This is a genomic window from Candidatus Abyssobacteria bacterium SURF_5, assembly GCA_003598085.1.
Classification (GTDB): domain Bacteria; phylum Abyssobacteria; class SURF-5; order SURF-5; family SURF-5; genus SURF-5.
Genome location: QZKU01000075.1, coordinates 62,549 through 74,473, shown reverse-complemented (window position 1 = coordinate 74,473; position 11,925 = coordinate 62,549). Strand labels below are relative to the sequence as shown.

8 protein-coding genes are annotated in these 11,925 nt (G+C 54.3%); 5 read left to right on the top strand and 3 right to left on the bottom strand.

The features are described 5' to 3' along the window. Positions 1-242 precede the first annotated feature (242 nt). On the bottom strand, positions 243-803 hold the full coding sequence (locus C4520_11200; GenBank protein RJP20715.1) for a LemA family protein: 561 nt from the start codon (positions 801-803) through the stop codon (positions 243-245). Here C4520_11200 and C4520_11195 point away from each other — a divergent pair. After that, a complete protein-coding gene (locus tag C4520_11195; GenBank protein RJP20714.1) occupies positions 802-996 on the top strand; it encodes a hypothetical protein in 195 nt (64 codons plus the stop codon). The genes C4520_11200 and C4520_11195 overlap by 2 nt on opposite strands. 80 nt (positions 997-1,076) lie before the next feature. On the opposite strand, the gene C4520_11190 is transcribed toward C4520_11195, so the two are convergent. Beyond that, positions 1,077-2,519 carry a sigma-54-dependent Fis family transcriptional regulator gene (locus tag C4520_11190; GenBank protein ID RJP20713.1) on the bottom strand — a complete coding sequence of 481 codons (1,443 nt, stop codon included), beginning with the start codon at positions 2,517-2,519 and terminating at the stop codon, positions 1,077-1,079. Between the two features lie 5 nt (positions 2,520-2,524). After that, the gene (locus tag C4520_11185; GenBank protein RJP20712.1) at positions 2,525-4,345 is read right to left on the bottom strand and encodes a HAMP domain-containing protein; all 1,821 of its coding nucleotides are present in this window, start codon (positions 4,343-4,345) and stop codon (positions 2,525-2,527) included. Positions 4,346-4,670: 325 nt separating this feature from the next. Between C4520_11185 and C4520_11180 the strand changes: the two genes are divergently transcribed. From C4520_11180 to C4520_11165, 4 genes are all read left to right on the top strand, one after another. Further along, entirely contained in the window at positions 4,671-4,910 is a 240-nt protein-coding gene (locus C4520_11180) for a hypothetical protein (GenBank protein ID RJP20711.1), read from the top strand. A 10-nt stretch (positions 4,911-4,920) separates the two neighbouring features. Next, on the top strand, positions 4,921-8,214 hold the full coding sequence (locus C4520_11175; protein ID RJP20710.1) for a hypothetical protein: 3,294 nt from the start codon (positions 4,921-4,923) through the stop codon (positions 8,212-8,214). A 490-nt stretch (positions 8,215-8,704) separates the two neighbouring features. After that, positions 8,705-9,397 carry a TetR/AcrR family transcriptional regulator gene (locus tag C4520_11170; protein ID RJP20709.1) on the top strand — a complete coding sequence of 231 codons (693 nt, stop codon included), beginning with the start codon at positions 8,705-8,707 and terminating at the stop codon, positions 9,395-9,397. Further along, positions 9,394-11,895, top strand: a complete 2,502-nt coding sequence (locus tag C4520_11165; protein RJP20708.1) for a hypothetical protein — start codon at positions 9,394-9,396, stop codon at positions 11,893-11,895. Before C4520_11170 ends, C4520_11165 begins: the two co-directional genes overlap by 4 nt. Positions 11,896-11,925: the final 30 nt, after the last annotated feature.

The following is an 11,925-nucleotide window of genomic DNA, read 5'->3' as shown; positions in this document are numbered from 1 at the left end:
GTCATTCTTCGGCAAGCTCCAAATATCTCAAAAATTAAATGATCAATGTAAAATCGTATGCATCAACAAAATCTCTGCTTTCGCAGGAATGACGGGTTACTCTGACTTGTCGATACCGTTCTGTCATCGGCGCCAACCCCATTATAGGACAGTCTCTTAGTCCCCCAAGAGAGCGGCAGAATGCAGTCCGTACAAAAAGCAGTCGCGCGCGTCTTAAGTAAATGGCTTAAGGCGCATGCTCGTCAGTCGAACTTCACCTTCACGGGCCCTCGTTCGGCTGCGATGTCGATCTCGAACATGTCCTCTGGACCAAAATTGAAGCGATTGGCGATGATGTTGCTGGGGAAGCTTTCCCGATAGATGTTGTACGCCATGACGTTGTCATTGTAAAACTGTCGCGCGTACGCGATTTTTCCTTCGGTTCCGGCCAACTCTTCCTGAAACATCAGGAAGTTCTGGTTCGCTTTGAGTTCTGGATAATTTTCGGCGACGGCGAAAAGGCTCTTCAGCGCGCCCGAAAGCTGATTCTCGGCGGCTCCCTGGTCTTTCACGGTGCTCGCGCCGATGGCGCGCGCCCGCGCCTCGGTCACGGCTTCAAATACCCCCTTCTCATGTTTCGCATAGCCCTTCACCGTTTCCATGAGGTTGGGGATCAGGTCGTATCTGCGCTTGAGCTGTACGTCGATCTGCGCCCAGGCGTTCCTGATCCTGTTGCGAAGCGTGACAAATCGGTTGAAGGCGAACACGAGATAAAGCGCCACCGCCACTGCTATGATAACGATGCCCGTCAAGATCCAACTCATGTGCAATCCTCCTGTTGATTGCCGCGGAAAACAAACTTCATCGACTGCCGCTCTGCCCGCATGGGCCGCCGAATCTGTAAAATTGCAGATGCTGAGGATTTCATTTGTGATTCATTCTATCATGCGGGCGCAAATAGGTAAACTTGTTCAACAGGGCAGGATGAAGATCAAAGTGATGGTGGAAAGCTCGTAAAGTGGGATCAACCCTTTGAGTTTAATCGGTTTCAGATTTCTTCCAGAGCACTTCTAATGGCAGGGCGTTTCCGGCAGGAATCATTCTTCATTCGAAGTTATTCGGTATTTTCTCATGCGGTGGCGGAGTGTGTTGCGGCTGATGCCGAGCATGCGGGCCGTCCTCACCTGATTGTTTGCGCATTCTTTGAGGGCCCGATTTATGAGCATTTCCTCGACGAGTTCCACGATGTTCGCGTGAACCTTGCTATTGGATAGCTTCAACACTTCCGAAATAAGCCCGTCCACCTCCGTCCTGAGGTCGCTCATCAGTTGCTCGTGATTTCGAGAGCTTCGCGATTCATCTTTCTGTGTCTCGAGTTTTATGTGCTCTTCGCCGATGACATCGCCGGTACACAGGAGCACGGCCCGCTTGATGCAATTTTCCAGTTCGCGAACGTTGCCGGGCCAAGAGTATGACTTGAGTTTCTCGATAGCGGGGTCGGCAATGTGGCGGATAGACTTTTGATACTCTCCACAAAAGCGGCCAAAGAAATATTGCGTCAATTCCGGAATGTCCTCCGCCCGCTCCCGCAGCGGCGGCAAATCGATGGAGATGATTTTCAGTCTCCAGTACAGGTCTTCCCTGAATTCTCCATTATCGACCGCCTTCATCAGATTCTTGTTTGTCGCGGCTATAATTCTTACGTCTGCCTTGATGGTCTCGCTGCCTGCGAGCCGTTCAAAGTCCCCTTCCTGCAGCACGCGAAGGACTTTCGCCTGCGTGGCAAGCGACATATCGCCGATTTCATCGAAAAACATCGTGCCGCCGGCGCCTCTCTCGAATTTGCCGATGTGAGTCCGTTCGGCGCCCGTAAACGCGCCGCGTTCGTAGCCGAACAGTTCGCTTTCGAAGAGAGTATCGGGGATGGCGGCGCAATTGATTGTGAGAAACGGTCTGTTCTTCCTCGTGCTGTGGTGATAGATGGCCTTTGCGACGAGTTCTTTTCCGGTTCCGCTCTCGCCTGTGATAAGAACCGTCACGTCCTTCTCCGCGACCTGACCGATCAGCTTATATACTTCCTGCATTTTCCTGTGGCTGCCGACGATCCTCACCGACTCCTGGGGGAATACGGGTAATCCGCCATATCCGGCCGGCAGGGTGACGACCTCTTTCATCAATCGGTTCACCTCGAGAGCGTCGGCGGCGATGCGATGAAGTTGATCCCGATCAAACGGCTTGAGCAGATAGTCGTACGCCCCCAATTTCATTGCTTCGATCGCTGTTTCAGTCGTCCCGTAGGCGGTCATGATGATCACCGGCGTCTTGACGCGGCGTTTCCTGATCTCCTTCAGCGTATCGAGACCGTTCAGTCCCGGCATCTTGTAGTCGATGAGGATCAGGTCAAAGCTCTCGCTGGAAATCTTGTCGAGCGCCGCCGGCCCGTTGGTGGAAGAGACCACCTCCTTGCCCATCTTCGAGAAGAAACGGCTGAGGAAATGGATCAGGCCTTCGTCGTCATCGACGATCAGTATTCGCTCCATATCATTTATCCTTGCATGTCGAGGATCGGCAGAAATAGTTGAAACGTTGTGCCGCGGCCGGAAGTCGATAAGTAGGTAATCTCGCCGCCATGGCCGCGGGCGATTGTCTGAACAATGGAAAGCCCGAGACCGGTTCCGGAAGCCTTGGTTGTGAAAAACGGATCGAAAATCTTATCGCGATCGGATTCCCCTATGCCGGGTCCGGTATCCGAGACGCTGATAAGCAGGCGCTTTCTCGTACCATCCGCCGTTTGAGAATGGTCCATTTGCGCCGACACCTTAAGCTCGCCGCGCTGTGTCATCGCCTCGAGCGAGTTGACCATCAGATTCACCAGAGCTTCTCCAAGCTGTTTTCTGTCGCCTCGTATCGCAGGCAGCTCTCCATTGACATCGATGGAGACAACCGTTTCCTGCTGATTTGCCTTCGGTCGAACCACAAGCAACGCCTCTTCGATTATATCCCTCGCATTGACCGTGGAGAAAATCGGCTCCTGGGGGCGCGCAAAATCAAGAAATCGGTTGATGGTGGCCTCTATCCTTTTGATTTGCCCCATTGCCACCCGAAAGTCCTCCTCGTATTCGGGCGAGATTTCGATTTCCGACTCGACGGATTGCAGAAAAAGCTTGAGAGAGGCAATGGGGGTGCGAATCTCGTGGGTTACGCCGGCGGCCAGTTGCCCCAGCGCCGCAAGCTGATGCGAGCGCGCGGCAGCGAGCTCGGTCTTCTTCAATTCGGCCTCCGTGAGGTCCACCTTCTCTTCAAGACTGTGCTGGCGAGCCTCGAGCTGTTTGGCCATGCTGCCAAACGCACCGTACAACATCCCTATTTCATCCGTTCGTTTCGAGGCGACGACCGCGTTCTCGAAGTCGCCACGGGCAAGGTTCTCCGCCGCGTTACTCAGCGCTCGGATGGGATTGGCGACGGAAGAAGAGAGCAGCCAGGCGAGCAGCGCTGCGCCTATCACCGAAGAGACGATCGCGAGGTAAACATACCTCGTCAGCCTGTCGGCTTCGCGGAACGCTTCATCCCTGTCCTGCTCGACCACCAAGTACCAATCTTCCCCCGCGACCTGCCTGGAAGCGCCCAGCACTTCGATATTCCTATAATCGGTATATATTTTCTTCAGGCGTTCGGTGCCGAATATCTTCTTGAAACTTCCAGACTGAGCGATATTATCTCTTAGAATTCTTCGGGGATCCTTGTGAACGAGAAAGGTTCCTTGCCTGTCGACCAGGTAACACTCGCCGGTTTGCCCGAGAGACACCTTCAATATCTGCGAGAGTATGGCGCCGGCGCTAACGGTCGCTCGCGCCACACCTTTGACCTCGCCTCGTTCATCAAGGATGGGCGCCGAAACATAAAAGACGGATTCGCTTGCCTCCGGATCAAGGAAGATATTGGAAGTATAGAGATCCCCATTGGCGCTGTGCTCCAGCCATTCTTCCTGCGCGTTAATACCCCCGTTCCCAGGGTCGCTGTCGAAGATTATCTCGCCGTCGCGAGAGAGAACAAGAAATCTCTTGTACACCTTATAATTATTGCGAACCAACTGAATGTAAGGGGCAATGCGCTCCGGTTCCATTGATCTCAGAATGGATGAGCCGGCGATCACATTCAGGTCCGATTTCCGCTCCGACATCCAGCGGTCCAGCAAAGCCGCCTTGTCGTCGGCAACATTCTTTAACTGGTTGGAAACCATCTCGGTAATGAGTTCCTCCGCCGTCCGAATCGAGAACGCTCCCACGATGCTCAGCGGCGCGAGCGCGGAAAGCAGAAAAAGCAGCATCAGCTTGATCCGCAGATTATTAAAGAATGTGCTCTTCATGGGAAACATGTTTTTTCAGCCATGGGAAAGGATAAAGGTACACTCTCAGTATAAGGTCAACGTTGGCCCCAATTCAAGGAGGGGGGATACGTTGATCTTTTTCGATGGCTGTATTGGCTCGTTCGTCTCAGCCTGCCAACCGGACAGGCCTGACCCATCGGAGATTCCACCTTCGGTTTTGGCTGTTCTATACCCATCCTACACTTGCTCTTCCCAAACCGTCTTTTTGTATTTCAAGAACGAGAGATATCTCCCCTTTTCCCGATTCTTGAAACGGATATAATACTTATTATAAAATTAATCACTCGATTGCGAAATTGCTTTATTGATCTACATATTCGAGCATGAAAAGAAATTCAAGATTTTGAGAGCCAGCGGGATTGAGAAATACAGAGAGAAAGAGGTATCCCCGGGGATGAAAAACGCATTCTTGTTGGGAACCAGCGGTGGAATGGGACGATTCACGGTTCGCACATTCGCGAAATTTGTTTTTTTCAATAACGTCGTGCAGCCGGGCCGGATGAATGGCGCACCCCAAAAATCCAATGGTCCGGGCATGACATGAAGGAGTCACGATGACTACTACCGCAACTGTAACGGTTCTTTTCACCGATGTCGTCGGCTCCGGCGAATTGAGAACAACCCGGGGTGAAAGAAGTGCTCAGCAGCTTTTAGAGACTCATGCCGAACTGGTGCGTCGAGAAATAGAACGGCACAATGGGGAAGAAATCAAGGCATTGGGCGATGGCTTCATGGTCGCGTTTGGCTCGGCGCGTAGTGGCGTGGAGTGTGCGGTGGCGATTCAGCGAGCTTTGGGTGAACATGCCCGGCAGCACCCTGAACAGCAGGTCCAGGTGCGCGCAGGTCTGAATACCGGTGAGGCGATTCACGAAGGAGGCGACCTTTTTGGGTCAGCGGTGGACGCTGCCGCCCGCATCATGTCTAAAGCTGCGGGCGGCCAGATCTTGATTTCGGAGCATACCCGTGGGGTCATCGGCAAATTACAGGATGTGGCCGTGGTAAACCGCGGCCCGTTCTGGCTGAAAGGCTTTCCGGATCGGTGGCGGCTGTATGAAATCCTGTGGCAAGAGGAAAAGGCTCCACTTTTCAGCCCTCCGCCGCACATCGCGGAGAGAACTCCCTTTGTGGGCCGGGAGATCGAGCGGGCCGAGCTGCGACGGTTTCTCGAGCAGGCGCGAGGCGGTCGCGGTGCGCTCGTTTTGGTGGGCGGCGAGCCAGGCGTAGGGAAAACACGACTATGCGAGGAGCTTATGATCGAAGCTCGCAGCCATGGATTCCTTACCCTGACCGGGCATTGCTATCAGATGGAAGGCGCGCCGTTTTACATACCCTTTGTTGAGGCGATCGAGTTGGCTGCACGGATAGTGGAGCCGGCTGCCTTGCGGTTGGCCCTGGGCGATTCAGCTCCCGAAGTGGCAAAGTTGATGCCGAGGCTCCGCACGCTTTTTCGCGATATTCCGCCGTCCGCGGAAATGCCGCCGGAGTTGGAACGTTACTATATGTTCAACGGCGTGCGCGACTTCATCGAGAGAGCCGCTGGGGTACAACCGATGCTGTTGATAATTGAAGACCTCCAGTGGGCCGATGACGCCACGCTGCTGCTTCTTCAGCACGTGGTGCAGCAGGTTCATGAGATGCCGGTTTATATCCTCGGCACCTATCGGGACAGCGAACTTGAAGTCTCTATCTCGCTTGCTCGTTGTCTTGAAGAACTTGTTCGCAGGCGGCTTGACTATCGGATAGCTCTCAAGCCTCTTCCCGAGACGAACGTTATGGCGATGCTCCGTGGGAGGACCGGAAAGGAACCGCCGGCCGCATTTGTGCAGGCGGTATTCGAGGAGACGGAGGGCAATCCATTCTTCGTGGAAGAGCTTTTTAAGCATTTGGCAGAAGAGGGGAAGCTGTTTGATGCCGAAGGAAGATGGCGTGCGGATCTCCGAATCGACGAACTTAATGTGCCGGAAAGCGTTCGCCTGGTTGTCGGTCATCGACTCGCACGTGTGAGCGACCAGTGCCGCCGCGCTTTGACTGCCGGAGCGATTATCGGGCGGGGATTCGGTTTCGAGCTTCTTGGGCAGGTAGCAAATCTCGATGAGGATACGCTTCTTGACGCGATCGATGACGCGGAGCGGGCGCAACTAGTGACATCGAAGACTGAGCGCGGGCAGGCGCGAATAAGCTTTGCCCACGATTTGATCCGTCACGCGCTTGTCAGCAGCCTATCGGCGCCCCGGCGGCAACGGCTTCACCTTCGTGTGGCCGACGCGATGGAGCGGCTCTATGCCGATGCGCTGGAGGAGCGCGCGGCCGCGATGGCTTATCACCTCTCTGAGGCTGGAGCGGCCGCCGACAGAATCAAGACAGTAACCTATCTTGCGTTGGCGGGGGACCGCGCCCTGAAGGCTTCGGCGTTTGAGGACGCCCTGCGTCATTATGACGACGCACTGTCGCTCGAAGCAGGGGAAAACCTGGCGCGGCGAGGCAGCTTGCTTTTCAAGAGAGGCATGGCCCGGCGGAGTCTGGGTAATTGGAACGAGCCGCTTGCTGACTGGCGGGAGGCGTTGGACGTCTTTGAGCGGGTTAATGACAGGGAGTCTGTGGGGCACGTGTGCGCGGATCTTTCCTACCATTTCGCTCGCTATGGCAGAATGAAAGAAGCGTACGAAATCACCCAACGGGGGCTTGCGGCTCTGGGCGATACCGAAAATGCCGACAGATGCCGTCTCTTGGGCGCACTGGGGATGGTATTGAGCATGATGTCCGGAAGAACCCTGGACAACGCGAATGACTGCTTTAAAAAAGCTCTCGATATTGCCGAAAAGCTACAAAGCAAGCCGCTTTTGGGTTCCCTCCTTCATCGAAAAGCATTTCACCACATTTTCCATTGGCAGAGCAAGGATACCGTCGAAGTTGGTCTGGAGGCGGCACGTTTGTTGCGGCCTGTCGGCAACCTCTATGACACCTCGGCTTCGCTCTTTGTAAGCCAATGGGGCGCAGTATGCAGCGGTCGTTTAGAAGAAGCTGCAAGAATTGGCGCCGAAGCGGCTGCGCTGGCGGCTCAAAGCAGAAACGACACTGCTCGCTGTAATGCACTCCATTGCGAGGCCCTCTGCGGAGTAGCGGTCACGGGAAACCTTCAGCAGTTCGAGAAACGCGTCGCAAACCAAATTGAATCTGCAAAGAGCGCGGGCGTAATCTGGATAGTCTTTGAATATGGCAGCCTCGGACGAGCGCAATTCTGGAGAGGCTGCTGGAATGAAGCAAGGGAAACGCTTCGGAAAGGAGCTGAAAGCGAGCCGCCTGTGGGTACCGCCATTTATGGTTATTGCGATGGAGGGCTCTTTCTGGTGACGGCCTACGCAGGCGACAAGGGCGCCGCCCTGGCGCTTCTCGAACCCAAAAAGGAAGTACTCCTCGGAGGGCTGGCGACACCACATACCATGAGAGTAGTGAGTGCGGCTGTCGAGGGTTTGGTTGTCCTGGATGAATGGAGCGAGGCTTCCAGGTTCTACCCGCTGGCTCTTGAGGCAACAGCTACTGGCAACATAATTCGCGTATCTTTTGACGGCCTTGTACAAACAACAGCGGGAATCGCCGCCATGGCCGGCCGGCAGTGGGACAAAGCTGAGGAGCATTATCAAACTGCACTCCGGCAGGCGCACGAGGTTCCCCACAAAATCGAGCAGCCCGAAGTCCGCCGCTGGTATGCACGCATGCTCATCGAGCGCAATGCTTCGGGCGACAAGGAAAAGGCCCGCGCGCTCCTTTCCGAAGCCGTCCAAATGTACGGAACAATCGGCATGCCCAAACACCTTGAAATAGCCGAAGAACTGATGAAAAAGCTTTGAAATAGAGGGAGCCATCAGAAAGATCAAAACGCAGATGGCTTCCGAAATTGACTCTTATCTCGATTGTTTCATCCAGATCTTTCACGAGTTTTTAGAAAACCAGCATCCGCAAGTATAGAAGTATCCATCTCGACGTGTCCTCGTTTGCCTACCGACAAGAGGCTGTTCGATTATGGATGAAAAGACGGAAAGGGATGTTAAAGTAGGGCTGTCCAGGCCACTCCAATGCGTATTTCACTGCGCCTTGAAAGTAGGATTATTGAATCAGATTCAGAATCACAAGAATTTTTGCTTATACGCCTAAAGTAATGTGTAACATCCTACGTAATAAGTGTTTGCAATTGCCAGTTCTTTTCCCATTGACACGGGTCGGTTTTGCGGATACAATATATATGAATATTATTCAGAAAGCGTGGCAGAAATATATCGCTCCAGGGCAGCGCCAAGGGTCATATGGACTAAGGCAAGGGCTCCCTTCTGAAGAATAGATTTGTTTTTCACATACTGGGGGTTCATGAGTACGAGAGCTAGAAGTATTGCAGATAAGCAGCAGCGAAGGCGCCTCTTGAAGGATGCGGCGAGGGAGTTGTTTTTTGAAAAAGGCTACCGCGACACCACGATCGAGATGATCACCGACCGTGCCGGCGTCAGCACGGGAACATTTTATCTGTACTTCAAGAGCAAAGAAGAAATCTACATGGCGCTCTATGGTGATGGGATAGATATTTTCCATCGAATGGCAGAGCAGGCGATATCGTGGCCGGGCATGGGCGCATTAGCGAGATTGTCGGCGATTGCGCATGCCTACCACCGTTTTTATGTTGAGCACACGGAGTATTTCGATATCCTCGCGTTCATACACCTGCATGAGACGACGCTGAAGGAGCGCACGGAGATGTCCGCGGCGCTGGATGCGAAGGCGATCGCGCTATTGAAGATGATCGAGCGCGTTATCAGTGAGGGCATTAAAGGCGAAGAACTGGCGCGGATGGACCCGTGGAAAGCGACGAACGTTCTGTGGGGCATGATGGATGGGCTGGTGATGTTGGCCGAGCGCAAGAATGTTATGGTGATGGGCGTGAGTCTCGAGGATTTATTCAAGAACGCGCTCGAGATCATTTTCTACGGAATGGCGAGGCGGGAGGGCCGGCAATCGGAGAACGGCAAGGAGACTACCGTATGACTTCGACGATCTCAACAAGAAAGAAATCAGATGAATCGCGAGTCGGCGAAACAAGGTTCATTCGGGCTCTGGCGGAGAGCGGCGGCAACGGCAATACCAGCCATATAAAATACATTGCCTCCGAGAGCGGGCCTTCGACCGAGATCAATCGCCGGCGGCGCGAAGCCTTCTTCAACACCCAGTTTAGCATCTGCATCGAGCGCGCTCGTTACTACACGCAGAGTTTTCGGGAGACAGAGGGCGAGCCCCAAATTCTTCGGCTTGCGAAGGCCTTTCGGCATTATCTGGAAAATGTAACCGTTGTGCTGAACGAGAACGATTTGTTTGCCGGTTATGCGGGCGGCAAGATGCTGTGCTCGGAGGTGTTTCCGGAATTATGCAGTTCATATCTCGATGAGGACGCGTGGCAGGAAGCGAGCAATTTCAACATCAATCCGGTTTCGATCAGCGATGACGAGATAGCGGAATTGAAGGAGATCGCGCCCTACTGGCGCGGCAAAGCACTACAGGATTACTACAACCACATGAAGCCGCACAACGACGACCTCGTCCATCAGCGCGGCCTCATTTTCGCTTACAATATGCTTGCAGGCATTGGACACGTAATTGTCGACATCGATCGCGGCATCAAGTATGGGCTCGGCAGCATTCGTGACGAAGCCGTTCGAAATGTTCAGAGGCTGCAGCACTCTCCGGAGGATGCGCTCACCCCGAAGAAGATCTCCTTTTACAAAGCGGTCAGTATCGCGATTGAGGGCTTGATCGCCCATGCGCAGCGCTGTGCGCGGTATGCCGAGAATCTCGCGGCGAAGGAAGAAGACGGCCGGCGCCGGGCAGAGTTGCTGAGGATTCGCGACGCCTGCCTCCACGTCCCCGAGAGGCAGGCGCGGAACTTTTTCGAGGCGATTCAATGCTCGCTGTTGATGCTGGTTGCGAATCAGATGGAATCTTGCGAGATATCGATCTGCCCCGGCCGCATGGATCAGATTCTGTACCCGATATATCGCAAGGGGCTTGAGGACCGGTCTCTTTCGCGCACCGGAGCGGTCGAGCTGCTCGAAAATTTCCTCATTCGCATCGGACAAAGTTCGTGGCTCTACAGCGGACGGCAGCAGGGGTCGCTTTTCTATCCGAGGCGCGGCAATCTCGTGACCATCACGTTGAGCGGCAAGGACGTGAATGGACGCGACACGACCAATGAGCTGACATACCTGATCATGCACGCTCACGCGAATACAGGCCTGGGTCACCCCAGCCTGGCCGTGCGGCTTCACAAGAATTCTCCGCCGGAACTGCTCGAGGCCTGCGCGCGTCTGATCGGGCGCGGAAAAGGCCAGCCAGGCATCATGAATGATGAGGTGATGATCCCGGCGCTGATGCGGCTTGGCTTTGAGGAAATGGACGCCCACGAGTACGCCGACATCGGCTGTATCGAAATGGGCAGCGCGGGCACGTCTATCGGCCCATCCAGCATCGGGTTCGTAAACCTGGCAAAATGCCTGGAGCTGGCGCTTCATAACGGGCGCTGTCCTATTTTCGGCGACCAGGTTGGCCCGCAAACGGGCAAAGCCGCAGACTTCGAAACATATGATCAACTGCTGAGCGCTTATGCCAGGCAGGTTAGATTCGCCGTTACGCAGTTTAATCAATCCATTTCTGCGATTGAAATGGGTCACTCCCTTTTGCGGCCGCTTCCGTTCCTTTCTTCGATCACCGATGATGGGATGCGGTCGGGGCTCGACCTGACGGACGGCGGCTCGAAATATTATTTTGCGGGCATCGAAGGAATTGGAGTCGCCGACGTGGCCGACTCGCTGGCCGCTGTCAAAAAGCTGGTGTTTGACGAGCGAAAACTCACGATGACCGAACTCGTCGAGGCGCTGAAAAATAACTTCGCGTCGGGCGAGAGGCTGCGCCAGATGCTGCTCAATGCGGCGCCCAAATTCGGGAATGATGACGATTCGGTCGACGAAATCGCGCGTGAAAGCTGCAGTGTTTTCCTGAAGGAAGTGAAAAATCATCGGGATTATTGGGGGAGCGTGTATAATCCGGGCATCTGGTCGATCGAGTTGGCGATGATTTTGGGAAGCGCCGTTGGAGCCCTCCCCAGCGGGCGCTATGCGTTTGAATCGCTGACGGAAGGCGTCGCACCCTCTCGCGGCTGTGATCGGCGCGGCCCGACAGCCACGGTCAAATCGGTAGCGAAGCTTGACCATCATTTAATGGAAAATGGCAGCATTTTCAACATGAAATTCAACCCGGACACCTTCAAGGACGAGAATATCGGAAAATTCATAGATATCATGAAAACCTATCTTGCCCTCGGCGGGTTCCAGATGCAGTTTACTGTGGTCAACAAACAGACGCTGCTGGATGCCCGGGAGCATCCGGAGAAGTATCGCGACCTGGTGGTCAGGGTCGCAGGCTACAGCGCCTATTTCGTCGAGCAATCCCCGCGCGTGCAAGAACATATCATCGAAAGAACCGAACATTGTTGAGGCGGATTCGGTTGCCGTTCGGTCTCTTCC